At 73.2% G+C, this 24,632-nt stretch carries 16 protein-coding genes; 11 read left to right on the plus strand and 5 right to left on the minus strand.

Translation table 11 applies throughout. The features are described from left to right. Positions 1-175 precede the first annotated feature (175 nt). The 7 genes from FHS38_RS24855 to FHS38_RS24885 all read left to right on the plus strand — a co-directional run bounded on the left by FHS38_RS24855 (position 176) and on the right by FHS38_RS24885 (position 14,602). Complete coding sequence (locus FHS38_RS24855) at positions 176-1,813, plus strand: TROVE domain-containing protein (protein WP_184737012.1); 1,638 nt, start codon at positions 176-178, stop codon at positions 1,811-1,813. 132 nt (positions 1,814-1,945) lie between these two features. Beyond that, the gene (locus tag FHS38_RS24860) at positions 1,946-2,305 is read left to right on the plus strand and encodes a DUF427 domain-containing protein (protein WP_184737014.1); all 360 of its coding nucleotides are present in this window, start codon (positions 1,946-1,948) and stop codon (positions 2,303-2,305) included. A 402-nt stretch (positions 2,306-2,707) separates the two neighbouring features. After that, the gene (locus tag FHS38_RS24865) at positions 2,708-5,572 is read left to right on the plus strand and encodes a helix-turn-helix transcriptional regulator (protein WP_184737016.1); all 2,865 of its coding nucleotides are present in this window, start codon (positions 2,708-2,710) and stop codon (positions 5,570-5,572) included. Between the two features lie 10 nt (positions 5,573-5,582). Then, positions 5,583-8,549, plus strand: a complete 2,967-nt coding sequence (locus FHS38_RS24870) for a helix-turn-helix transcriptional regulator (protein WP_184737018.1) — start codon at positions 5,583-5,585, stop codon at positions 8,547-8,549. Continuing rightward, positions 8,546-11,425: a helix-turn-helix transcriptional regulator gene (locus FHS38_RS24875; RefSeq protein WP_184737020.1), complete on the plus strand. Its 2,880-nt coding sequence runs from the start codon at positions 8,546-8,548 to the stop codon at positions 11,423-11,425. The genes FHS38_RS24870 and FHS38_RS24875 overlap by 4 nt, the downstream gene beginning before the upstream one ends. Before the next feature lie 513 nt (positions 11,426-11,938). Further along, a complete protein-coding gene (locus tag FHS38_RS24880; protein WP_229822047.1) occupies positions 11,939-12,814 on the plus strand; it encodes a cytochrome P450 in 876 nt (291 codons plus the stop codon). Between the two features lie 189 nt (positions 12,815-13,003). Continuing rightward, on the plus strand, positions 13,004-14,602 hold the full coding sequence (locus FHS38_RS24885; protein WP_184737173.1) for a GMC oxidoreductase: 1,599 nt from the start codon (positions 13,004-13,006) through the stop codon (positions 14,600-14,602). A 74-nt stretch (positions 14,603-14,676) separates the two neighbouring features. Here the strand turns inward: FHS38_RS24885 and FHS38_RS24890 are convergent, their stop codons facing one another. The 3 genes from FHS38_RS24890 to FHS38_RS24900 form a co-directional block, all read right to left on the minus strand. Then, entirely contained in the window at positions 14,677-16,845 is a 2,169-nt protein-coding gene (locus tag FHS38_RS24890; protein ID WP_184737024.1) for a PIG-L family deacetylase, read from the minus strand. A gap of 418 nt (positions 16,846-17,263) precedes the next feature. Then, on the minus strand, positions 17,264-17,947 hold the full coding sequence (locus tag FHS38_RS24895) for a response regulator transcription factor (protein ID WP_184737026.1): 684 nt from the start codon (positions 17,945-17,947) through the stop codon (positions 17,264-17,266). Beyond that, the gene (locus tag FHS38_RS24900; protein ID WP_229822044.1) at positions 17,944-19,191 is read right to left on the minus strand and encodes a sensor histidine kinase; all 1,248 of its coding nucleotides are present in this window, start codon (positions 19,189-19,191) and stop codon (positions 17,944-17,946) included. Before FHS38_RS24900 ends, FHS38_RS24895 begins: the two co-directional genes overlap by 4 nt. Before the next feature lie 179 nt (positions 19,192-19,370). Between FHS38_RS24900 and FHS38_RS24905 the strand changes: the two genes are divergently transcribed. Then, entirely contained in the window at positions 19,371-19,586 is a 216-nt protein-coding gene (locus FHS38_RS24905; protein ID WP_184737028.1) for a hypothetical protein, read from the plus strand. Between the two features lie 106 nt (positions 19,587-19,692). Beyond that, a complete protein-coding gene (locus tag FHS38_RS24910; protein WP_184737030.1) occupies positions 19,693-20,085 on the plus strand; it encodes a VOC family protein in 393 nt (130 codons plus the stop codon). Between the two features lie 53 nt (positions 20,086-20,138). Here the strand turns inward: FHS38_RS24910 and FHS38_RS24915 are convergent, their stop codons facing one another. Continuing rightward, entirely contained in the window at positions 20,139-21,068 is a 930-nt protein-coding gene (locus FHS38_RS24915) for a zinc-binding dehydrogenase (protein WP_184737032.1), read from the minus strand. Positions 21,069-21,320: 252 nt separating this feature from the next. On the opposite strand from FHS38_RS24915, the gene FHS38_RS24920 reads away from it, so the two are divergent. Both FHS38_RS24920 and FHS38_RS24925 read left to right on the plus strand, forming a co-directional pair. After that, positions 21,321-22,355, plus strand: coding sequence for a DUF8189 domain-containing protein (locus FHS38_RS24920; RefSeq protein ID WP_184737034.1), 1,035 nt, complete (start codon positions 21,321-21,323; stop codon positions 22,353-22,355). A gap of 202 nt (positions 22,356-22,557) precedes the next feature. Continuing rightward, positions 22,558-23,706: an alpha/beta hydrolase gene (locus FHS38_RS24925; protein ID WP_184737036.1), complete on the plus strand. Its 1,149-nt coding sequence runs from the start codon at positions 22,558-22,560 to the stop codon at positions 23,704-23,706. Between the two features lie 82 nt (positions 23,707-23,788). Here the strand turns inward: FHS38_RS24925 and FHS38_RS24930 are convergent, their stop codons facing one another. Next, on the minus strand, positions 23,789-24,550 hold the full coding sequence (locus FHS38_RS24930) for an SDR family oxidoreductase (protein WP_184737038.1): 762 nt from the start codon (positions 24,548-24,550) through the stop codon (positions 23,789-23,791). Between the last annotated feature and the right edge of the window lie 82 nt (positions 24,551-24,632).

A 24,632-nucleotide genomic window follows, 5' to 3' on the forward strand; every position in this document is an offset into this window, starting at 1 on the left:
TGATCTCTGGACACTTCGACTCGATACGCACCTCCCGGTGCGCAGGGTCCGGTTCCTTCTTGTGGTGAAAGCGCCGGCCCCGTCCTTGAACTCGGGAGGCACGGCAGCGGGGCCCGGCGGGATACCGCCGGGCCCCGCTGCCTCAGGCCTCCCCTCCGCCGTGGGGGGATTTTTCATGGCACGCTTCAACACCCGCACCACCCGCCCCGCCGCGACGTCGCCGATCGTCAGCGAACAAAGCCCCTCCACACGCACCTACGAAGGGGCCGCGGGGTACGCCCGCTCGGCGAAGAGCGAGCTCTTCCTCCTCGCCGTCGGCAACCTCGTCGGCACCGACACCTTCTACGAGAAGGCCGACGAGCGGGACGACCGCTACGCCCGGCTCGTCCGCGAGCTGGCCATGGCGGACCCCGAGTGGACCGTGGACTTCCTGCGCTGGCTGCGGGGGCCGGGCAACATGCGCACCGCCGCCCTCGTCGGCGCCGCCGAGTTCACCGCCGAGCGGATCAGCCGGCAGGCCCCGGGGTATTCGCGGCAGGCGGTCGACGCGGTGCTCCAGCGGGCGGACGAGCCGGGCGAGTTGCTCGGCTACTGGACGAGCCGGTACGGGCGGAACCTGCCCAAGCCCGTCAAGCGCGGCACGGCCGACGCCGTCCGGCGCCTGTACACCGAGCGTGCCCTGCTCAAGTACGACACGGACTCCAAGGGGTACCGCTTCGGCGACGTCCTCAACCTCGTGCACCCCGCGCCCGCCGCCGACAAGCCCTGGCAGGGCGAGCTGTTCCGGCACGCCCTCGACCGCCGCAAGGGCCGCGACGAGGCGATCCCCGAGTCGCTGACGACGCTGCGCAAGCGCTCCGAGCTGATGGCCGTGCCGGTGGCGAGCCGGCGGGAGCTGCTGTCGGCCGCGGGGGAGGGGAACCCCCTCGAAGGCGCGGGCATGACGTGGGAGGCCCTCGCGGGCTGGCTGCAGGGGCCGATGGACGCCGCCGCGTGGGAGTCCGTCATCCCCTCCATGGGGCTCATGGCCCTCGTCCGCAACCTCCGTAACTTCGACGAGGCCGGGGTCGGCGACGAGGTCGCGGAGCGGATCGTGGCGCGGCTGCGCGACCCGGAGCAGATCGCGCGGTCCCGGATGCTGCCCTTCCGGTTCTGGGCGGCGTACAAGCACACGGAGTCCCTGCGCTGGGCCCACGGCCTGGAGCGGGCCCTCGACGCCTCGCTCGCCAACCTGCCCGCCCTGTCCGGCCGGACGCTGATCCTCGTCGACCGGTCGCCGTCGATGTTCCCCGGCGCCTGGTACTCCACGCCGAACCGGTCCGACATCACGCTCGCCGAGCAGGCCGCCGTCTTCGGGGCCGGGCTCGCGCTGCGGGCCGAGAAGCCGACGCTGGTCGAGTTCGGGATGCGCAGCGCGGAGGTGCGGGTGCCGAAGGGCGGCAGCATGCTCCGGCTCGTCGGGGAGTTCGGCCGGATCGACGGTACGGACATCCCGACGGCCGTGAAGAAGCACTACGACCGGCACGACCGGGTGGTCGTGGTGACGGACGAGCAGACCCGCCCCGGCTGGCTGCCGTCGAACTGCGCGAACCACGGCGGGCTGCCCGAGACCCTGATCGACGATCTGATCCCCGGTCATGTGCCGGTCTACATGTGGAACATGGCGGGCTACCGCCCCGGGGCCATGCCGTCGGGCAGCGGCAACCGGCATGCGCTCGGCGGTCTCACCGACGCCGCGTTCCGGATGATCCCGCTGCTGGAGGCCGGGCGGCACGCGCGCTGGCCGTGGGAGGACGGGGTGCGGGGCGCCTGAAGGGCGTCCGCATCGCGTCCGGATCCCGCTCCCCGGGCAGGCGCCGCGGGAAGAACCGCGGGCTCCTCGGTGCTGTCGCAGGAGGCGCGCGCGGAGCCGCGCGCGCCTTCGACACCGCCGAAGGGGCAGACGATGGCCGATCAGGCGCACGGCGCGGGCAGCGGCAAGGGGCACACGATCGAGGTCAGAGCGGGCGCCGCACACGTCCGCGTGGTGCGGGACGGGCAGGTGCTGGCGGAGAGCCGACGGCCCGTCCTGCTCTTCGAGACCGGGCTGCCGGTGCGCTACTACCTCCCCGAGGAGGACGTCCGCACCGAGCTGCTGACGGCCTCGGACACCCATACGTACTGCCCGTTCAAGGGCACGGCGTCGTACTGGTCGCTGCCCGGCGGGGGGAAGGACGCCGTGTGGGCGTATCCGGACCCCAAGCCGAAGGTCGCTGAGATCAAGGGGATGTTCTGCTTCTACGACGTCGAGATCGTGCGGAACTGAACGGGACCGGTCGGCGTGAGTACCTCCGGACGTCAAAATCTCATCAAGACCGGTCCGAAGCGCGCAGGGGCTGCCGGGGCGGAATGCGGCAGGCTACAGGAGTCGCATGGAGGCCGGATGTCATGTCCGGGGGCGACGTGCATTTTCGGTTCAATCGGCCCTGTGTCGTGCGGCTGTTCGACGGCAGCCGGACGTGCGGGCACGCCCTGTAGGCAGCCGGGGACAGACCGTCCAACGTTGGCCATTGATAGTCGCCATTCTGGCTGAAATGTGGTGGGTGACCATGACCCGTCCTGTTACCGTCGATTCCGATCTTGATCGTGCAAGTCGGTTCATCAGAGCTGTTCTTCTGTCACATCGGATCACCAGAGGTCGAGTGTGGCTTCACGAAAGAGAGAACGCGTGGCGGTCAGCAGCGGCATAGGTCACGGCGCCACCCGGCTCCTGGTCGGCCGATCCACCGAGCTGAACGACTTGGAACGGCACGCCGCGAAAGCACGCGGCGGCGCCGCACGGGCGGTCCTCGTCCGCGGCCCCGCCGGGATCGGCCGGACCAGCCTGCTGTCCTCCCTCACCGAACGGCTGCGCTCCAACGGCATGGCCGTCCGCTCCTTCACCGGCCGCGAGACCGCCGTACGGCCCGAGCCGTACCGGGCCGCGCACGAACTGTTCGGGGCGGCACCCACCCCGGCACCCGCCCGCACCGCGCCCCGCACCCGGGGCACGGCGCCCGCCGCGGCCGCCGCCTGCCTCGCCTACGCCGCCCAGCGACGGCTCTACGGACACGCCGTGGCCCTGCTGGCCACAGGCCCCCTCGCGCTCGTCCTGGACGACGCGCAGTGGTGCGACGAGGCCTCCTTGAAGTGCGTGGACTTCGTGCTCCGCCGGTCGGCCGACCGACCGCTGCTCGTCCTGTTCGCCCAGCGCACCGAATGCGGCGGGCCCGGCGCGCCGATGCTCGGCGAGATCCTCGCCCAGGACCGCTGCGACCTGCTGGAACTGGGCCCGTTGGGAGAGGACGAGACCGCCCGCCTGGTCACCCGCGCCCTGGCGGGCCCGCCCGACGAGCGCTTCGTGCGACGCTGCGCGGAACTCTCCGGGGGCAACCCGCACCTCCTCCACCGGCTGCTCGCCGGGCTGCGCGAGGCCGGTGTCCGCCCCGACACCGCCGGCCTGCACCAACTCGAGGTGGTGGGCCAGCGCGTCGTCGCCGCCGCGGTCCCGGCCTACCTGGCCGGCCAGCCCCGCCACCTACGGCAGGTGGCCCGGGCCCTGGCCATCCTCGGCCGTGACGACGCCGAACCCCTCAGCGCCCTCTCCGGGGTGTCCCTCAAGCGCCTGGCGTCCGCGCTCGACGCCCTGCGGCGCAACGACGTCATCGCACCCGGCACGACCGGTGCCATGTGCGACGCGGTGCGCTCGGCGGTGCTCGACGGCCTCGCGGCCCCGAAGCTGGAGTGGCTGCGCGCCCGCGCGGCCCGGGTGCTCAACGACGCCGGGCGCCCCGCCTGGGAGGTCGCCGACCAACTGGTCCTGCTCAAGGAACTGACCGAGCCGTGGATGCTCGCCGTGCTCCGCGACGCCGCCGCCGAGGCACCGGCGCGCACCACCTCCCAGGCATCGGTGCGCTACCTCCAGCGGGCCCTGGCCGCCGAACTCACCGAGGGCCAGCGCAAGGACGTACGGATCGAACTGGCCAGGGCCTCGGCGCAGGTGGCACCCGCCATGGCGCTGTGGCACCTGCGCCAGGCCCTCGGTGACACGACCACCGCCCGGGACCGCGCGCCCATCGCCGTGGAATACGGGATGACGGCCCTCGGCAGCCGCAGCGCTCCCGAGGCGATCCGCATGCTGGGCCGCACCCTCGACGCGCTGACCGCCGAACTGGGCGACGACCCCACCCCGGCCGACCGGGAGCTGCTCACCTCGGTGACCTCCGCCCTGCTGGTCACCGCCGTGAACGAGAAGGGCGAGATGGCCGCGGTCCGCGAGCGGACCGGCACCCGGCCCACCGCACCGGAGGGGGACAGCCCGGCCGAGCGGCAACTGCTCTCCGCCCTCAGCGGCTTCGCCGCGCTCGACGGCCGGCCCGCCCACGAGGCGGCGGCGCTGGCCCGGCGCTCACTGCGGGTCGAGGAATCCGTACCCGGCGGCTGGTGGGTGCTCGGCTCCTCCCTGGTCCTCGCCCTCGCCGACGAGGTCGACGAGGCCCTGGCGGGCCTGGACCGCTCGCTGACCGGCAGCCGCGCACGCTACGAACCGTGGATGCACCTCGGCGCCCTCGCCGGACGGTCCCTCGTCCGGCACGGGGTGGGCGACGTGGCCGCGGCCGCCGCGGACGCCCGGGCCGCCGTCGAATTCGCGGAACAGGGCGAGCGGGCCCCCGGCGCCCCCCTCGCGTACATCGCCCTCGGTACCGTACTGCTCTCCCAGGGCCGCACCGAGCGGGCCGAGGCCGCGTTCGACCGCGCCGCCCGGCCCGGCCTGGAGCGGCACATCTGGGAGTGGCACCACTACCTCTACGCCAAGGGCCGCGCCCGACGGGAGCGGGGCGACCTCGACGGCGCGCTGGAGGCATGGCTGCGCTGCGGACGGAGCCTGGAGGAGGCCGGGGTGACCAACCCCGTCCTCGCGCCCTGGTGGCTGCCCGCCACCCACACGCTCGTCGGCCAGGGCCGCACCCGCGAAGCCGCCGACCTCGTCGCCCGGACCGAACCGTGGGTGCGGCGCTGGGGCACCCCCCGCGCGCAGGGGCTCGGCCTGCTGGCCGCGGGGATCGTCGCCGAGGGTCGGGCCCGGCTGGACCTGCTCGCCGAGGCCGTGGACGTCCTCGCCGGCTCCCCGGCCCGGCTGGAGCACGCCAAGGCCGCGTACCAGCTCGGCTGCGAACTGCTGCGTCACGACGACGCCCGGGGCGCGCGCCGCCACCTGCGGAAGGCGATCGAACTCGCCACCCGCTGCGGCTATCCGATGCTCAGTGAGCGGGCGCGCAGGCTGCTCGTCACCGCGGGCGGCCGGATGCCGCAGCTCGCGTCCAGCCCCGTCGACTCCCTCACCGACAGCGAACGCAAGATCGCCGTGCTGGCCAAGGGCGGCGTCAGCAACAGGGAGATCGCCGAGGCGCTGTTCGTCACCCCCCGCACGGTGGAGATGCACCTGACCAACGTCTACCGGAAGCTCGACGTGCGCGGCCGCGCCGATCTGCCCGCGCAACTCGCCGCGTACGGCCCGCCGCCGGGGCGGCGCCCGCGGCGGCCGGGCCGGTAGGAGGTCGGCGGTGGTGAGACAGATGTCGTACTCGCGGGACGAGAAGCCGGAGCGCCGGCCGCCCGCGGCCGGCTCCGCCGAAGCGTCGGCGCGGCTCGTCGAGGGGGAACCCGTCGAGGGGGAACTCGTCGAGCGGGAACTCGGCGAGTGGGAACTCGTCGAGCGGGAGGAGGAGCAGAAGCTCCTGACCGGTCTGCTGAGGGGCCTGCGCTCCGGGCGGTCGGCGGCGGTCGAGGTCCGCGGCGCCCCGGGCAGCGGCCGCAGCGCCCTGCTGTGCCGGGCCGCGGAACTGGCCGACCGGACCGGGGTCAAGGTGGCCACGGCCCAGGCGTCGTGGGAGGAGTCCGGGCTCCGCTACGGCGTGGTCACGCAACTCCTCGCCGCCCTCGCCCCGGCCACCGGCGCGGGCCACGCACCGCACCGGTCGGGTGACGAGTCGGCGGACCGTGCCTCGGAGCTGTGCCGGGTGTTCCTCACGGCGGCCCGCGAACACCCCCTGCTGCTCGTCGTCGACGACGTCCAGTGGGCGGACCCGTACTCGCGCCGCTGGCTCCAGGCGCTGGCCCGCAGGCTCGACTCCGCACCCCTGATGCTGCTCACCGCGCGCAGCGACGCGCTGCCCGGCGGTCCGTACGACCGCATCGAGCTGTGCCCGCTGGCCGACGCGCCCGCCGTCACCGGACACACCCTCCCCCTCGCCCCCCTGTCGGCGGCGGGGGTGGGCGCGATGCTCGAGGGCAGCTTCACCGAGCCCGCCGACCCGGCCTTCGTCCGAGCGGCGTCCCGGGCGGTGGAGGGCAACCCCGCCGTCCTGCGCGCGGTGATCGGCCGGTTCGCGGGCCACGGCTGGGCACCGGCGGCGGACCGGCTGCCCCAGCTGACCGAGGCCGCGGCCGAGGCGGCCAGGGACCGGGCGGTCCGCACGTTCAGCGTCCTGCCCGAGGAACTCCTCGGCGTCCTGCGCGTCGTCGCGGTGGCCGGCCGGCACTGCACACCCGAGATGATCACCGCCCTGGCGGAGCTGCGGACCCTCGGCGCGGCCCGCGCCCTGGAGCTGCTCTCCGGCACCGGTCTGCTGACGGCCGGGGACCGTCCCTCCTTCGGCGAACCGAAGGCGGCCGAGGCGGCGCTGGCCGGGATCGGCGCGGAGCGCCGCGAGGAGCTGTACGCGCGCGTGGCCGAATGGGCCCACCGCACCGCCGTGCCCGACGGCGGACTGGCCCGGATGCTGCTCGGCGCGCGCGTCATCGGCCACCCCTGGGCGGTGGAGGTCCTGCGCCGGGAAGCGGCCCGGCGGCGCGCCGCCGGACACCCCGAGGAAGCGGTACGGCTGCTGCGACGCGCCCTGCGCGAACCCGTCCGCCCACCGCTGCGGGTGCGCATCCTGATCGAACTGAGCACGGTGGTGCTGCCCACCTCGCCCGAGGCCGCCGACCGCCACCTGCGCCAGGCGCTGCTCGTCGCCCCGGCCGACGGCACCGTCGGCCCCTCGTGGGTCCGCGCCGCCGAACTGCTCGTGGCCCGCGGCGATGTCGCCGCCGCCCAACCGCTGATCGCCCAGGCCGCCGCCCGCAGCGAGAGCCGCCCGGCGGACCGCGCTGCGCTGCGCGCGCTGTACTGGCTCGCCGAACACAGCCAGCAGGGCGCGACGCACGAGCTGGACCAGCCCCGCATGACGGCGTTGTCCACCTCGCCCACCGAACCCGCCGAGGCGGGCGTCGTCGCCTGGCGCGGCGCCCTCGGCGGCCACGACATCACCCGCGCCCGCGCCTTGGCCCGCACCGCCCTCGCCCCGCCGGCGCGGGACACCACGCCCCTGACCGCCCAGCTGGCGGCCTGTCACACGCTCGTCCTCGCCGACGACTTCGCCGAGGCGCGCACCGCCCTGGACGCCGTCCTGGTGCGCGCCGAGGAGTCGGACGCCCGCGGGGTGACCGGTCTCGCCCTGCTCGTCGATGCCATGGCGGAACTGCGACAGGGGCGCCCCGACCGCGCCGCGACCGCCCTCGACCGGGCCCGGGAGACCGTCCCCCAGCACTGCTGGCACCCCCTCATGGCCCCCGGCCCCGCCGCCTTGCGCGCCCTCGTCCAACTGGAGCGCGGGGACCTCGAAGGGGCCGAGCGGTCCGTCGCGCTGGCCCGCCCCGGCGGCGCCGAGGGCGGCCTCGCCTGGGCCCACCTGCTGTACGCCCGGGGCAGGCTGCGGCTGGCCCGCGGGCACCGCGGCAAGGCGCTCGCGGACTTCCTGGAGTGCGGCCGCCTGCTGCTCGCCCGTCAGGTGACCAACCCCGCCCTGCTGCCCTGGCGGTCGGCCGCCGCCCAGGCCCGCGGCCCGCGCCCCGACGACGCCCAGGCCATCGCCCTGCTCGCCGAGGAGCGCAGGCTCGCCCTGGCCTGGGGCGCGCCGAGCGCGGTGACCACGGCCCTGCACACCATGGGCGCGCGGGCCGCGGACCCGGCCCGCCCCGGTCGGAGCCCCGGCCGGCCGTGGCCCGAGCCCGCCGCCCCCGCGCCCCGGACACCGGTCACCTGGCAGTACCGGCAGGCGCTCCTCGCCCTGGGGACGACGCCGCTGAACGGATCGGACACCATCGACGCCCTGCTCCTCGGCGACGCACCGGCGACCGAACGGACCGGTCGGACCGGGCCGATCAGGCAGACCGGGCAGGGCGAACAGGGCGAGCGGACCGGACAGGGCGGACGGTCCGCGCCGGCCCGCCCCCGGCGGGCAGCGGCCGGGACTTCCCCCACTTCCGACGGCACACCGCCCCCGGCGTCCCTCGGACTGACCGGCGCCGAACTGCGCGTCGCCGCCCTGGCCGCGGGCGGCCTGGCGAACCGTGCCATCGCGGCCGAACTCTCGGTGACCCTGCGCACCGTCGAACTGCACTTGACCAAGGCTTACCGCAAGTTGGGCATCGCAGGGCGCGCGGAGCTGGCCGCCGCCCTCGGGCGCGCACCGAGGGAGACACCATGACACCCCTGCTCGACCGCCGGCGCGAACTGGACCTGATCACGGCGGCGATGGCGGCGGCCGAAGGGGGCAGCGGCTCGCTGCTCGTCGTCACCGGTGGCCTCGGCGTCGGCAAGAGCGCCCTGCTCCGCGCCCTGCCCGCCCTCGCGGAGGCGCGCGGCACCAGCGTCCTGCGCGCGAGCGGAGCCCTGCTCGAGGCGGACTTCGTGTTCGGGGTGGTCTCCCAACTGCTGGAGCCCCTGCTGCCCGAGACCTGCGGGGAGCCGCCCGCCGACGCGACGGGGACGGCCGGCGACGCCGAGCCGCACCGCGAGCTCCTGGCGCTGGTGGACCACCACAGCGCGCGCGGGCCGCTGCTGATGCTGGTGGACGACCTCCAGTGGGCCGATCCGCCCTCGCTGCGCTGGCTCGCTCACCTGGCCAAAAGACTGCCGCGGCTGCCCGTCACCGTGGTCGTCACCGTCCGCGACGGCGACACCCGGGCCGAGGGGCCGCGCGTCCACGAGGTCACCGACCGCGCGGCGCACACGCTGCGCCCGGGCCCGCTCTCCGCGCGCGGCACGGCCGAACTCATAGCCGCCCGCTTCGGCCGCCCCGGCGATCCCGCCTTCGTCACCACCTGCCACAAGGCCACCGGCGGCAACCCCCTGTTCCTCACCGCGACCCTGGCGGGCCTCGCCGATACGGACGAGCCCCTCGCCGCTCTGGCCGGAGCCGTACACGGCCTGCGGCTGCCGGCCCTGCGCGAGCGGCTCGTCGTCGCCCTGCGCTCCCAGCCCGGACCCGTGCGGGACATGGCCAAGGCGATGGCGGTCCTCGACGACCCGGCCGACCCCGTGCTCATCGGCAGGCTCGCGGGCCTGGACGAGACCGGCCGCGACGCGGCCGTACGGGGCCTGGCCCGCCTCGGGCTGCTGGCCGCGGGCCCCGTGCCCCGCTTCGCCCACCCGGCCGTGCGCGACGCCGTCGAGGAACTGATGACCCCCGCGGAGCAGGAGGACATCCACATCTACGCCGCCCTGCTCCTGCACAACGGCGGCCACCCCGCCGAACAGGCCGCGGCGCAACTCCTCGCCGCCACCTCCTGCCAGGACGGCTGGGCGGTCGAGGTGCTCCGGGCCGCGGCCAACGCGGCCCTGCGCCGCGGCGCGCCCGAGGACGCCGCCCGCTATCTCCGGCGGGCCCTGCTCGGCAGCTCACCCACCGGAGCGGACCGGGCCACGCTGCTCGTCGACCTGGCCACCATCGAGCGGGCCTTCGACCCGCTGGCCGCGATGCGGCACATCTCGCAGGCCCTGCTGCTGCTCCCGTCGGCCGCGCAGCGCGCCATGGCGGCCACCCGCATCCCGCCCTCGATGCTGGGCTCCTGCCCGCCGCCGTGCATCGAACTCGTCGCCCGCACGGCCGAGGACCTGGGCGATCCCGAGCGCCTCGGCGGTGCCGAGCGCGACCTCGCGCTGCGGCTCGAGGCGCGGCTGCGGCACGTGGCGGTGAGCGGCCCGGGCCAACTGCCCGGCTGCGCCGACCGCTTGCGCGCCATGGGGCCGAACCCGTCCCTGCGGACCGCGGCCGAGCGGGAGCTGGTCACCGTGCTCCTGCACGGCGCCACCATGGCGCAGGGCATGCGGGCGGGCGACGTGGCCCGGCTGGCCAACCGGGTCCTCCAGTACGAACCCGCCTCGCCGAACCACGCCTACACCGCCCTGCCGCTGCTGACCCACAGCCTGATCGCCGCGGACTCCTTCGAGACGCTCGGCCCCTGGCTGGAGACCGCGCGGGAGCAGGCCCGCCGGGAGAACGCCACCGTCCCCCAGACGGTGATCGGCATCGAGCTCACCCACGTCGCCCTCGCCCAGGGCCGCCTGGACGAGGCACGGGCGCGTGCCAACGAGGTGCTCGCCCTGGGCGGCGCCGAGTGGGCCACCCTCCAGTCGATGACCGCCGTCGTCGTGACCGCCATCGAGAGCCGCGACCCCGAGCTGACCCAACGTCTGCTGGCCTACCGCCGCGAGGGCGCCGACCACGGCTACCGGCCGTCCTCCTTGCAGCTCGTCCGCGGCGTCACCGCGGCGATGCGCGGTGACGTGCCGAGCGCCCTGGAGTACTTCCTGGACTGGGGGCGCTCCGCCGAGCGCGCCGACTGGCGCAACCCCGCCGTCTTCCCCTGGCGCGCCTGGGCGGCCGGGCTGCACCACCGGATGGGCAACACGGCACAGGCCCACGACCTCATCGAGGAGGAGTACGCACGCGCCCTGGCCTGGGGCACCCGGGTGGCGATCGGCCGCGCCCTGCGGGTCCGGGGAGCCATCGCCGAGGGGGAGCGCGGCATCGCGCTGCTACGGGAGTCCGCCGAGACCCTGGAGGGCGGCATCAACGCCCTGGAGCGGGCCAGGACCGCCCTCCTGCTCGGCCGGCGGCTGGGGGCCGACGGGCAGACCGAGGCCGAGGCCCATCTGCGCCGGGCCCATGAGGAGGCGAACGGCTGCGGCGCCACCTGGCTCGCCGAGCGGGCGGCACGTGAACTGGGCAACCTCTCCCGCAGCAGGAGTTCGGCGGCCGTCGCGCACCTGACCAAGGCCGAACGCCGCGTCGCGGCGCTCGCCGCGGCCGGGGCGGCGAACAAGGACATCGCCGAGCGGCTCGAAGTGAGTTCACGGGCGGTGGAGAAGCACCTCACGCACGCCTACCGCAAGCTCAACGTGACGGGCAGGGCCCAACTCGCCGACTTGGCACACCTGTTGTCCGACGGCACGGCCGAGCCGTCGGTCCCCCGGGCGGCCCTGGCCGTCCCCCGGGGGACGGCCGCGCCGAACCATACCGAACTCACCCGAACCAAAGAGTCCGGAACCGAACCGAAGCATGGCTCGAACCCTCGGTAACCCGTACCTCCCGGAGCGCCCACCACAGGGTTAGCGCCCCGAGGAATGAATTCGTTGACAGGCTTCACACCGCGTCCATACCGTCCTTTTTCAGTAACCCTTCGGCCCGTGTGGACCGTGCCGCGCCGAGGGATGCGAAACGGCTCGCGGGCAGTGAAGAGCGTCATCGAAAGGGCGGACATGACCGAACTCGCGTCGGTGCCTTTCCCTCCCGTCCGAGAGAACGTCTTCGGCCCTCCGGAGAGCCCCCGAGGATCACGCGGGGACGCACCGATCACCCGGCTGACCTTCGAGGACGGCCGGCCCGGATGGCTCGTCACCGGCCATTCCGCCGCACGGGCGGTGCTCGCCGACCCGCGGTTCACCGCCCAGGGGGAACGGAATCACCCGCCGGTGCCCCGTGCGCCCACACTCGGGGAATCCCCGGCCGCACCGACCGGAATGTTTAACCGGCAAGGGAATTCGTACGGCAGACCCGAAGAACAGCATTACCGCAAGCTGATCCTCGGCCAGTTGACCGATGACCGAATGCGCCGACTCACCGGATGGATCGAGAAGAGCGCCGACGAGCTGCTCGACGCGATGGAGCGCCACGGCGCCCCCGCTGATCTCCTCGAGCACTTCGCGCTGCCGCTGCCCTCCCTGGTGATCTGCGAGCTGCTCGGTGTGCCCGACGCGGACCGCGAGGAATTCCAGCGCGAGAGCGCCGTGTGGAGCGGCCTCGGGGAGACCACCGAGGCCGTGCTGGGCGCCTTCGCGAGCCTCAGCGCGTATCTGCACCGACTGGTGCCGCTGAGGCGCGCACACCCCGGCGACGACCTGCTGAGCGGCCTGATCGCCGCCGACGACGCACTGACCGACGAGGAACTGGCCTCGATCGCCTTCCTGCTGCTGGTGGCCGGTCACGAGACAGTGGCCCACCAACTGGCCCTCGGCGTGCTCGTCCTGCTGGAGAACCCCGGACAACTGGCAGCGCTGCGCGCCGATCCGTCCCTCATGGACGGCGCGGTCGAGGAGCTGCTGCGTCATCTGAGCGTCGTCCACCACGGGCCCACCCGCGCGGCCCTGGAGGACGTCGAGATCGACGGGCGGCTCGTACGGGCGGGCGAGATCGTCATGGTCTCGCTGGCCGCCGCCAACCACGACCCCGAGCGGTTCGCCGACCCCGCCCCGCTCGGCCTCACCCGGGACGCCACCGGCCATCTGGCCTTCGGGCACGGCGCCCACCGGTGCCTCGGCCGGCAACTGGCCCGCATCGAGCTGCGCGTCGCCCTCGGCGCCCTGCTGCGGCGCTTCCCGGACCTGCGGCCGGCCGTGCCGCCGCGGCAGATCCCGCTCCGCCACGACGCGCCGGTCCGCGGAGTCCGCCGGGCCCCGGTCACCTGGTAACCGGCGGAGCCCACCAGGCCCGTGGACCGACACGGTCCACACCCGGGACCCCCGCCCGCGAGGGACCCGGACACCGCAGTAACACCCCCTGTAAATTCCCGCATAGATCCAGCACAATGCAGTGCCGGAAAGGTCAGGTAAACCAGCGTGGTAGAAAACCAGCACCTGTCGCGTCGTCGGCTGTTCGGCATGGCGGCCCTCAGCGCCGCCGCCCTCGCCGGCGCGACCACGATCTCCTCGGCCTCCCGCGCGGCGGCCGCCGAGAAGTCGGTGGCCGGCGGTACGTTCGTGCCGGCCGTGGTGATCGGCACCGGCTACGGCGCGGCCGTCTCCGCCCTGCGCCTCGGTGAGGCGGGCGTCCCGACGCTGATGCTCGAAATGGGCCAGCTGTGGAACCAGCCCGGCCCGGACGGGAACGTCTACAGCGGGATGCTCAAGCCCGACAAGCGCTCCAGCTGGTTCAAGACCCGCACCGAGGCGCCGCTGGGCTCCTTCCTCTGGCTCGACCTCGCCAACCGGGACATCGAGCCCTACGCCGGTGTCCTGGACCGGGTCAACTTCGACCAGATGTCCGTGTACGTCGGGCGCGGGGTGGGCGGCGGCTCGCTGGTCAACGGCGGTATGGCGGTGACCCCCAGGCGCTCGTACTTCGAGGAGGTGCTGCCCCGGGTCGACGCCGCCGAGATGTACGACCGGTACTTCCCGCGCGCCAACAAGACGCTCCGGGTGGGCAACATCGACAAGAGCTGGTTCGAACAGACCGACTGGTACAAGTTCGCCCGGGTCTCGCGCGAGCAGGCGTCGAAGGCGGGCCTCGGCACCACCTTCGTGCCCAACGTCTACGACTGGGACTACATGCGGCGCGAGGCGGACGGCTCCGTGCCCAAGTCCGCGCTGGCCGCCGAGGTCATCTACGGCAACAACCACGGCAAGGTCTCGCTGGACAAGAGCTACCTGGCGAGCGCCCTGGGCACCGGCAAGGTCACCATCGAGACCCTGCACGAGGTCAAGACGATCCGGCAGCAGAAGGACGGCACGTATCTGCTGACCGTCGAGCAGAAGAACGTCGACGGCAAGGTGCTCGCCAGCAAGGAGATCACCTGCAAGCACCTGTTCCTCGGAGCCGGCAGCCTCGGTTCCACGGAACTGCTGCTGCGTGCCCGGGAGACCGGCACACTGCCCAACCTCAACTCCGAGATCGGCACGGGCTGGGGCCCGAACGGCAACATCATGACCGCCCGTGCCAACCACATGTGGAACCCCACCGGGACCAAGCAGTCCTCGATCCCCGCGCTGGGCATCGACGACTGGGACAACCCCGACGCCCCGGTCTTCGCCGAGATCGCGCCCATGCCGGCAGGCCTGGAGACCTGGGTCAGCCTCTACCTCGCCATCACCAAGAATCCCGAGCGCGGCACCTTCGTCTACGACAAGGCCACGGACCGGGCGAAGCTGCGGTGGACCCGGGAACAGAACGCGCCCGCGGTGAACGCCGCGAAGTCGCTCTTCGACCGGATCAACAAGGCCAACACCACCATCTACCGGTACGACCTCTTCGGCAAGCAGCTCAAGGCCTTCGCCGACGACTTCTGCTACCACCCGCTCGGCGGCTGCGTCCTGGGCAAGGCCACCGACGACTACGGCCGCGTCGCCGGTTACAAGAACCTCTACGTCACCGACGGTGCCCTGATCCCCGGCTCCATCGGCGTCAACCCGTTCGTGACCATCACGGCGCTGGCCGAGCGGAACATCGAGCGCGTCATCAAGCAGGACATCACCGCCTCCTGAAGCGGCGTGTGAGATGGGGGGCGTGACCCGACGGTCACGCCCCCCACTCGTACGAGCGCCCGGGGGCCGGGGCCCTACGAGGACTGGAGGTCGCTCAGCGGCTTGCCGTCGTGGGAGATCCAGTCCGCGAAGTCCGTCGCCCCCGAGCCGCTGCCGCGGGTGCTGCTGAGCAGGCCGTCCGAGCCCAGGACGACGGCGACCGTCCGCCCCTGGGCGTCCTGGGTGATCCCGGCGGTGCCCCGGTGCGGGACGCCGGCCTCCTGCCAGGGGCCGGGGCGGCCCGAGCCCGTGGAGACCCGGACGAGGCCCTTGTCGTCGCGGGCGGCCAGCACGGCCGTGTTCCCGGCCTGCGCCAGGGCCACCCGGCCGTACCCGCCGATCGGCGCGCACTCGGCCGACTGCCGCCAATTGCCGTTCTCCGCCGGCCGGTCGGCGATCACCACGCGCGCCGTGCCCGGCCGGCGCGTGGCCATCCGCATGCCACCGCCGGGCAGCGGGACCAGGGTCAGCGGGCCGGTGGTGGCGGGGAGCCGCGTCGGCTCGGACAGGTTCAGCGGGCCGTCGGCGTCCTCGGACACCCAGTGGTGGACGGTCTTGATGTCGGCGGCGACGACGTGGAGGCGGCCCTTCTCGTCGAGCGCGGCGTCGAGGCCGTCCTCCAGCTTCAGCATCCGGCTCGGATCCGCCGGCAGGGGCGCCCAGTCCGACCAGCCCGCCGCGGCGCTGGTGCGGAAGGCCACACCGCCCGCCCAGTCCTTGACGAAGACGTGGACCTTGCCGTCCTTGGCCACGACCGCGACCGGGTAGCCCATCTCCATCGACCGCTGCGGGTCGTCCGCCTCCGGCGAGCCGAGGGACTCCCAGGGCCCGAACGCCGGGGTGCCGCCACCGGTGACCTTGCCGGTCTGGAGCGAGGTGACGAGCTCGCGGTGGTGGTCCTTGCCGGGGGTGGGCAGCACGGTGCGGATGGAGAACAGCCGCAGGGTGCCGTCGGGAAGCCGCACGGCCTGCACCTGGCCCTCCAGCATCGAGCCGCGGACCGGGGCGGGGCCGACCGGGGTGGGCGTGGACCAGATGCCGCTGCCGGGCGTCCGCTCGGTCCAGCACTGCACGGCGCCGTCCAGCACCGCGAACGCCGCGAGCCGGCCGTCGGGGAGCGGCTGTACCCAGCGCTGGGTACCCGTCGCCCGGTGCCGGAGGTGGTTGGACCAGGGGGAGTTCTTGGAACGGGCGCCGACCTTGCGGTCGCCGCAGCCCGCCCGGTCACCGCAGTCCTTGCCGTCCACCCAGCCGTAGATGTCGAGCAGCTCGATCTTGTGCGCGATGGTGGCCGCGTCGAGGTTGGCGGGCAGCTTCAGATTGCCGACCTCGTAGCCGACGTAGCTCTCCACGGCGGTGGGGCGGGCGTGCTTGCGGCCCCAGTACTCGGCGAGCGCCGCCTGTGCGAAGTGGGCGGAGGAGGTGTGGTCCTGGTGGTCGTAGTACGTCCCTATGCCCTGGAGCGCCGGCGGGGTGTTGGGGTAGTGCGGGTCCTGCGGCATGTGGGTGGGGTTCGGGTCGAGGGTCCGCACGACGGTCGGCTGGTAGCGCTCCATGACGGCGGCGAGCGAGTCGATCAGCTGCTGACGGCCGTAGCGGAAGGTGCGCCGGACCGGGCTCCCGGTGGGCTTGAGGGTCGTCAGCTTCGGGGTCGCTCCGAGCCACAGTCCGCGCAGACTGTCCTTGCGCGGCCCTCGCATGGTGCGGGCCTCTATGAGCTCCATGAAGATCAGCTGAACCTGGGGGGCCGCCCGCAGCGTCTGCAGCTCGACCTCGAAGCCGGGCAGGAGCGTCAGCGTCTCCACGTCCCAGGGGCTGAGCCAGTTGCCGGTGGCCATCCGGGCGGTCGCCTCGCGGAAGCCGTTGAAACGGGCCCGGACGAAGTCGCCGCGGCGCTCGGGCAGCTTCATGTAATTGGGGCTGTGCGTCAGGGCGTTGCGCCCGTCGGACTCCCCACCGGTCAGACAGACCGTCACGGCCGGGGCGCCGCTGCGTATGGCCTGCTCCAGCTCCGGGTTCATGAAGTAGAGGGAGTCGTCGGGGTGCGCGATGACGTGCACGAACGACTCGGTCGCCCGGGCCTTGGCCTGTCGCGCCGGGAACTTCCCCTGCTTGGGGACCTGCTTCGCCTCGGGTGCCAGCCACTGCCAGGCACCCACCGCGCCCGTACCGACGACGAGTGAACCGCCGGCGATCTGGAGCATGCGTCGACGCGGTATGTGCCCCGGCACAGGGGTCTCCTATCTCCTGCGCCAAGTGCGCGCGGTAGTACAACGAAAGGGATGAAGGGAACTAATCACCCATTGATCATTAGTTCGATCCTACGACCCCCAACGCGCTGTTTCCCCGCTGTTATGTAACAGCCGTGCGACGGCCGGACATAGATTCCGAGGCGATTGCGCAACACAGGGCGGGGGGTACGCGGGCGATCACTGTGGGTCGCTTCGGGGCCGCACGCCGAGAGGTGGAGGCCCACCGGAGGCTCTGCTCGCGGATCGGCCGCACCGGCTCTGAGCTGGGTGATCCGGGGGAGGGGTGGGGCGGCCGGACGCGACCGGGACCACTCACGCGAACACGCAGAGTGACGCTTCGCTCGGGGCGGCAAAGACCCGGCGACCGCGCTCAGGACTCGGCGTCGAGCCGCCCCGCGTCATGGGCGAGCAGCGCGATCTGCACCCGGTTGTTGAGGTCGAGCTTGGTCAGGATCCGTGAGACATGGGCCTTGACGGTCGCCACGCTCATGAAGAGGGCGGCGGCGATCTCCGCGTTCGACCGGCCGTGTCCCACCGCGATCGCCACCTGCCGCTCGCGGTCGTTCAGCCGTGCCAGCCGCTCCCGCGCCAGGGCGCCGCGATCCGGCTGCCCCCGGTCCGTCACCCGCTCGATGAGCTGCCGGGTCACCGTGGGGGAGAGCACCGGGGCACCGGACGCCACCCGGCGCACCGCCTCGACGATCTCGGCGGGCGGCGTGTCCTTGAGCACGAAGCCCGCGGCCCCCGCTCGCAACGCCCGCAGCACCTGCTCGTCGGCGTGGAACGTGGTCAGGACGATGACCTCCGGCGGATCCTCCCGGCGGCGCAGCGCCTCCGTGGCCGCCAAGCCGTCCACCGACGGCATCCGGATGTCCATCAACACCACGTCGGGGGAGTGCCGGTCGACCAGCGCGGCGACCTCCGAGCCGTCGGCCGCCTCGCCGACGATCTCGAGATCGGGCAGGCCGCCGAGCATGAACGACAGCCCGGCCCGCACGAGCGGGTCGTCGTCGACGAGGAGGACACGGATCGGCGGTCTCTGCGGGGCGTTCATGTCCGCCACGGTAGCCAGCCGTGCAGCCGGAAGCCGCCGTCGGGGGTGGGCCCGTGGGCGAGTCGGCCACCGGCGAGGGTCGCGCGCTCGGACAGCCCGATCAGGCCCTGGCCGGAACCGGGCACGACCCCGCTCTCCTCCTCGCCCGCCGGATTGACCACCTCGATCGTCAGCCCCTGCCGCGGGTCACCGGCGGTCCGTACGGTCACCTCGGCACCGGGGGCGTGCTTCCGGGCGTTGGTCAGCGCCTCCTGGACGATCCGGTAGGCCGTACGGCCCGTGGCGGGCGGCACGGTCCGCGGATCGACGACCCGGCCGTCGAACGTCACCAGCATGCCGGCCTGCCGTGACTCCTCCACCAGATCGTCCAACTCCGCGAGGGTGGGCTGCGGTCGGCTCGCCTCGTCGCCGTCGCCACCACCGGGGGCGCGCAGCACACCGATCACCTCCCGCAGATCCTGGAGCGCCTGATGCGCGCTGTCGCGTATCACCCCGGCGGCCCTGGCCACTTCGGCCGGCGGCGCGTCCGGGCGGAACTCCAACGCCCCGGCGTGGACGCACAGCAGCGACAGCCGGTGCGCCAGCACGTCGTGCATCTCCCGGGCGATGTCCTCCCGGGCCAGGCGCTGCGCCCGCTCGGCACGGAGCCCGGCCTCGGCCTCGGCGCGCCGGGCACGCTCGCGCAGCGACAGCACCAACTGGCGGCGGGACCGCAGGAACATGCCCCAGCCGATCACCGTCAGCGCCAACACCACCCCGGCCACGGCCGACACGATGAAGGTCAGATCGGGGTCGGGCCGGACGGCGGCCGAGACCGGGGCCGTGACCAGGGCCAGCCCACCCACCGCGGCGACCACCCTGAACGGCCGGTGCACCGCGACCGTGAACACCGCCACCAGCATCGCGCCCGCCGCGCACGGCGCCACGACGGACAGCACCACGAGAACGACCGCAAGACCCACCGGCCACCGGCGGCGCAGCCACAGCGCCGTGCAGGCCGCGGCCCCGATGAGCTGATCGGCGAGGAGGAGGGGGCCGGAGACGTGCGGATCGTGCCGCAGGGATTCCACGACCAGCAGCCCGACCACGCCGGCGACGGCGAGGCAGCAGATGTCGACGACCCAGTCGCGCACGGTGCGCCGCGATCCGTCACCGGAGGCGCGGGGGTCGGCGACGGCGGACGGGAGCAGCCACGGATACGCCGAATCCGCACCCGCCATGTCCCCCGCTTCGCTGTCGCCCATGTCGGTCAATCTACCGACCGGTGCCGGGTGGCGGGAGCGTCGGACGGTGAGCGGCGACCAAAGTCGCATGGGGTCGATACTTTCGGACCGATGGCATCGCCCGCGGGCCAACTCGGCGCGAGGAGGCGCAGACCATCGGGCGATGACGGGGGCGGGGGCGAGGGGCGATGATCGGACACATGAAGAAGATCCTCGAAGTGCTCGGTTTCATCCTCCTCGTCCAGGGCGCCATGGCGGTCCTGCACGAGGTCACCGACTGGTTCGGCAACTGGGGCGTGGTGCGTCACATCGGCTTCCTCGACGGCTACGAGCTGTACGCCGGCATCGTGCTCGCGGTGTTGGGCATAGCCATATTGGTCGCCTCGGACCGGGGGAAGCGGCAGACAGGCGGCTGACGCCCGGGAGTTGACCTCGCGGCGCGCCGGGTCTTCAATGTCGTCAGCGTCGCGTGTCGCCGAGCAAGAGTGCCGGGGCATGGAGGCGTGGGGACATTGGATTTCCATGGCGGTTCAGCTCAACCACACCATCGTTGCGGCCCATGACAAGTGGGCATCGGCACAGTTCCTGACCGAGATCCTCGGTCTCACGCCACCCCGGTCGGCCGGGGTGTTCGTAGCGGTCCAGCTCGACAACGACGTCACGCTCGACTTCGCGGAGCCGGGCGCCGACCACATCCGCTGCCAGCACCTCGCGTTCCTGGTGAGCGAGGACGACTTCGACGCGGCCTTCGCCCGTATCCGCGAGCGCGAGCTCATGTACTGGGCGGACCCGCGTCAGCGGTTCCCCGGTGAGATCAACACCCATGACGGCGGCCGGGGCGTGTACTTCCTCGATCCCAACGGCCATGCGCTGGAGCTGATCACACGCCCCTACGGCAGCGGCGAGAGCGCCTGAGCCCCTCGGCGCGCCGAGTCCGGCCGTCGCGGGCGACGGCCGGCCGACCGGGCTCAGCCCACGGTCAGTACCGCCTTGCCCGACAGCCGGCCGTGCGCCATGTCTTCCAGCACCGCCGCTGTCTCACCCCAGTGGCCGCGGTGGCTGATCTCCACCCGCAGTCGGCCTTCCGAGGCGAGGTCCAACAGATCCGCCACCTCGCGTGCGTCCGTTTCTTCTGCGTCCGTGGGATGGGTGAAGTGACGCAGGGTCAGTGACGGGCCGCCGTCGAAGAGGCCGAAGAAGAAGTCATTGGTGAGCGGCTCGCCTCCGGCCTGGCCGAACCACAGGATCCGTCCGCCGGTGCGCAGCGTGCGGGCGGCCGTCGAGCCGAGTGTGCCGCCGACGGATTCCAGCACGACGTCGAAGCCACCGGTCGGCAGGCTGTTCCCGTCGTGAACCACCGTGGTGCCCAATGCGGCCAAGTGCCGCCACGGCTCCCGCTCCGCCGCGACCGCGGTGACCTCGGCGCCGCCGGCCACGGCGAGTTGGGCGAGGAGCCCGCCGACCCCGCCGTCGGCCCCGGTGACCAGCAGCCGACGGCCGGTCAGCGGCCCCGCCTCGGCCAGTAGCCGGCGGGCCGCGAGTCCCGCCAGTGGCAGGGCCGCGGCGCTCGCGGAGTCGACGCCGGCCGGGACGGGCGCCAGCCGCGTGGTCGGTACGGCGACGAGTTGCGCCGCGGCCCCGCCGGACGGCAGATGGAGGACGACGCGCACCCCGGCGGTGGGTCCGCTGCCGTCGGCCGCCGGTCGTTCGACGTGACCCACGGCGTCGATGCCCGGCCGGTAGCGCGTGCCGGGAGCGCTCAAGCAGAGGAAGTCGGGCCGACTGAGGGAGAAGTTGCGCACGCGGACGAGAGCCTCGTGGGCCGCGGGGCGTGGTGCGTCGACATCGCTGATCTCGGCGAGACGGCCGGGTCGCCCGGTGGGCGTGAGTGCGCGCATGACGGCTCCTGTGCGGTTCGCTCGGGTCGCTCTTCCACTGAAACGGCAGTACGGCTACCGGATTTCGACCGTAGCAGCGAAAACGGTGGTGCAACTACCGTTTTGCGGGAGGGGGTGGCGGGACCCGTCCGGTTCGTCCGTCCTGAACGCCGATATCGCGCCAGCTCAAACTGAGCTCTGTCCTTCCTCGCGGCCATGGATAAGTTGGGACGCGGCGCGACAACTCGGCAACCATTCGATCGAGGAGTTTGCATGCCCGTCTCCACCGCACCCGGTACGAAGTGGGGCAACTGGACGAACCTGGAGGGCGGCATCTTCGCCGAGCCCTCCGCCGCCCTCAACTCCGACAATCGTGTCCAGGCGTTCGTCCAGGGCGGCGCCAACGCGCTCTGGACCATCTGGGAAACCCGCGACCGCGGTTGGAGCCCCTGGAAGAAGATCGAGGGCTCACGCATCGAGGGCGTACCCCATGCCCTCCGTGGCAGGGACGGAAAGATCCGCGTCTTCTACCGCACCCCGGACAATCACCTCGAGGTCGTCACCCAGACCGCCGTCAACGCCCACTTCGGTGCGCCCCAGCGGATCGTGACCAACATCGGCGGCGACCCGGCGGCGGCGCTCAACGGCGACGGACGCATCCAGGTCTTCTTCCGGGGCACCGACGGCGCCCTGTGGTACACCCGCAACCAAGGCCTGGCCTACGAGGCCTACACCGCGCCCACGTCCCTCGGCGGCGGCATCTACGCGACCCCGTCCCCGGTCCTCGACGGCTCCGGCCGGATCGTCGTCGCCGTCAAGGGCGGCAACGACACGCTCTACACCATCCAGCAGAAGGCGTCGAACGCCGCCGACGCGTGGGACGCCTTCCAGCAGCAGACCACCGGAGTCACCACCCGGCCCTCCGCGGTCCTCGACGCCGCCTCCCGCGTCCAGATCTTCTACCGCGGCTCGGACGGCTCCGCCTGGCGCGTCGGGCAGAGCGACGACTACGACGCCTGGCAGGCCTCCGCGTCGCTCAAGGGGCAGATCATCGAGCGCCCCACCGCCTGCCTCGGCCAGGACGGCCGGGTCAACGTCCTGGTCAAGGGGACCGATAAAAAGCTGTGGGTCACGGTCCAGGCGGCCGAGAACGCCGCCGTCTACGAAGCCTTCCAGACCCTGGAGGGCGTCATCGGCGACATCCACGTCAGTCCCGTGATCATGAACCGGGTGGGGCTGCTGTACGTGTTCACCCAGGGCTCCGGCACCGCACGCAACCTCTGGCTGCAGCGGCAGAACTGGGCGTAGCGACACCGGGATCGAAGGCCGCGCGCACTCCGGACACCCGCTGCCCGTGGTGCGCGCGGCGGCGTCCGCCCCGGCCGGTCGCCTCTGCCCCACCCCCTACTGAGGTATCACCCCCGGTTTGGCCCCGGGGTGTGACGCAGTGTCACCCACTCTCTTCCTACCTTTCCCTCCTCCGCAGCACCGGAAGAGGGAGAGTCAATCCATGCGCCGTTTCAAGCGCACACTGGCCGCCGTCGCGCTCGCCACGACGGTCGTCGCGGGCACGGCGGGCTGGGCCACCGGCAGCGAGCAGACCGCTGTCACCGGCCCGCCGACCGGTGCCGCCGCCTGGCGCGCGGACGACTTCCTGCACCGCCCGCTGCCCGACCCCGCGACCGCCGCCCCCGCCGACGTCGCCCGTTTCTTCGCCTCCCTGACCGAGGCGCGGCGCGCCGAACTGGCCGCCCGTCACCCGCTGGTCGTCGGAAACCTCGACGGCGCGCCCGTGGCGCTGCGGTACGCGGCCAACGCCCGGGCGATCGCGGCCGAGCGCGCCGAGGAGCGCGCCCGGGCCGCCGACCCCGCACTCCCGGAGTACGAGCGGCTGCGCGCCGGGGAACTGGCCGACCGCTACGCGCGGCTCCTCGCCCCGGGCCGGCAGATCCTCGCCTTCGACCCGCGCGGCCGCGGCCAGCTCGCCGAGGTCTACGGCGACTGGACGGCGGCGAAGCGCACGGCGGTCGTCGTGCCGGGCTCGGACATCGACCTCGCCTCCTTCGACCGCACGCACGACCGGTACGGCGCCCCGGCCGGAATGGCCGCCGCGCTGCGGGCCGAGATGACCCGCCAGGCGCCCGGCACCCCCACCGCCGTGATCGCCTGGGCCGGGTACACCACCCCCGTCGGCGTCGGACTCGACGCCGCCACCGGCCGTCTCGCGAAGGCGGGCGCGCCGCGCCTGGAACGTCTCCTCGGCGGGCTCGCGGCCCTCGGCTCCGCCGCGCCCGCGGTGTTCTGCCACAGCTACGGCTCGGTCGTCTGCGGCCTGGCCGCCCCCGACCTCGACCGCGCCGACGCGGCCGACCTCGTCGTCCTCGGCAGCCCCGGCGTCCGCGCCGACTCCGCCGCCGCCTTGCACACGGGGGCCCGGGTCTGGGCGGTCCGCCGCGACAGCGGGGACTGGATCGGCAACATCCCCAACGTCCGGTTGCTGGGCCTCGGCCACGGGACCGACCCCACCTCGGCGGAGTTCGGCGCCCGGGTCGTCTCCTCCGCCGGTGCCCACGGCCACTCGGGTTACTTCGCGCCGGGCACGCAGTCGCTGCGGAACTTCGCGAAGATCGCCCTGGGCGCGTACGACACTGTCCGCTGACCCTCGACGGAGGGCGGAGCGGCGGCGAGGACCGCGGCGGGCAGACCGGGGAAGCGGACGTCGAGGTCCGTTCCTTCGCGCGCTACCGCGTCGTGTAGCCGCCGTTGGCGAAGAGGGTCTGGCCGGTGATCCACCAGCCGTCGGTGGCCAGGAAGGTCACGATCGGTGCGATGTCCTCGATCTTGGTGAGCTGGTTGCCCATGGCCTGGGACTTGTGGAACCCGACGCGCTCGGGCGTCTCCTGGCCGTAGAAGAAGGGGGTGTCCATCGGGCCGGGGGCGATGTTGTTCACGGAGATGCCGCGCGGGGCGAACTCCTTGGCCGCTGCCCGGGTGAAGTGCTCGACCGGGGCCTTGCAGCCCGCGTAGGTGGAATAGCCGTCGGTGAAGGCTGCCAGCAGCGAGGTGACGATGGTGATCACCTTGCCGTTGTCGTTGAGGTGCTTCCCCGCCTCGCGGATGAAGAAGTACGCGGCCTTGGCGTTCACGTCCGCCATCCGGTCGTACTCGGCCTCGGTCGTCTCCAGGATCGGCTTGCGCAGCACCATCCCGGAGGTGTTGACCGCCACGTCGATCCCGCCGAACCGCTCCTTGGCGGTGGTGAACAGATCCTCCACGACATCGACCTTGGTCAGGTCGCCCTGGATCGTCTCCGCCTGACCGCCGGCCGCCTCCACCGCTTTCGCGGTCGCCACCGCGTCATCCTTGGTGCCGTCGGAGTGGTAGTGCACGACCACGTTCGCGCCCAGGTCGGCGACGGTGCGGCTGATGAGGCCGCCCAGGTTCTTCGCCCCGGCGCCGACCAGGACGACCTTGCCCTTGAGGGACTGGTTGCTGCCGCTCATGTCACTGCCTTTCTCGCGTGTCGCTCGAGGTCCGCGCGGGTGCGGGTCACGCCGACCAGCCTTGCCCAGAAGGGGGCCCTCC

Origin of the sequence: Streptomyces netropsis, assembly GCF_014203545.1 — a bacterium.
Lineage (GTDB): Bacteria > Actinomycetota > Actinomycetes > Streptomycetales > Streptomycetaceae > Streptomyces > Streptomyces netropsis.

What these genes read in the sequence shown, in the direction of transcription:
- FHS38_RS24875 (WP_184737020.1), top strand. Translation starts at nt 8,546, where the DNA reads ATGACACCCCTGCTCGACCGCCGGCGCGAACTGGACCTGATCACGGCG.
- FHS38_RS24900 (WP_229822044.1), bottom strand. Translation starts at nt 19,191, where the DNA reads ATGGGCGACAGCGAAGCGGGGGACATGGCGGGTGCGGATTCGGCGTAT.
- FHS38_RS24860 (WP_184737014.1), top strand. Translation starts at nt 1,946, where the DNA reads ATGGCCGATCAGGCGCACGGCGCGGGCAGCGGCAAGGGGCACACGATC.
- FHS38_RS24925 (WP_184737036.1), top strand. Translation starts at nt 22,558, where the DNA reads ATGCGCCGTTTCAAGCGCACACTGGCCGCCGTCGCGCTCGCCACGACG.
- FHS38_RS24920 (WP_184737034.1), top strand. Translation starts at nt 21,321, where the DNA reads ATGCCCGTCTCCACCGCACCCGGTACGAAGTGGGGCAACTGGACGAAC.
- FHS38_RS24895 (WP_184737026.1), bottom strand. Translation starts at nt 17,947, where the DNA reads ATGAACGCCCCGCAGAGACCGCCGATCCGTGTCCTCCTCGTCGACGAC.
- FHS38_RS24910 (WP_184737030.1), top strand. Translation starts at nt 19,693, where the DNA reads ATGGCGGTTCAGCTCAACCACACCATCGTTGCGGCCCATGACAAGTGG.
- FHS38_RS24930 (WP_184737038.1), bottom strand. Translation starts at nt 24,550, where the DNA reads ATGAGCGGCAGCAACCAGTCCCTCAAGGGCAAGGTCGTCCTGGTCGGC.
- FHS38_RS24915 (WP_184737032.1), bottom strand. Translation starts at nt 21,068, where the DNA reads ATGCGCGCACTCACGCCCACCGGGCGACCCGGCCGTCTCGCCGAGATC.
- FHS38_RS24855 (WP_184737012.1), top strand. Translation starts at nt 176, where the DNA reads ATGGCACGCTTCAACACCCGCACCACCCGCCCCGCCGCGACGTCGCCG.
- FHS38_RS24885 (WP_184737173.1), top strand. Translation starts at nt 13,004, where the DNA reads ATGGCGGCCCTCAGCGCCGCCGCCCTCGCCGGCGCGACCACGATCTCC.
- FHS38_RS24890 (WP_184737024.1), bottom strand. Translation starts at nt 16,845, where the DNA reads ATGCTCCAGATCGCCGGCGGTTCACTCGTCGTCGGTACGGGCGCGGTG.
- FHS38_RS24905 (WP_184737028.1), top strand. Translation starts at nt 19,371, where the DNA reads ATGAAGAAGATCCTCGAAGTGCTCGGTTTCATCCTCCTCGTCCAGGGC.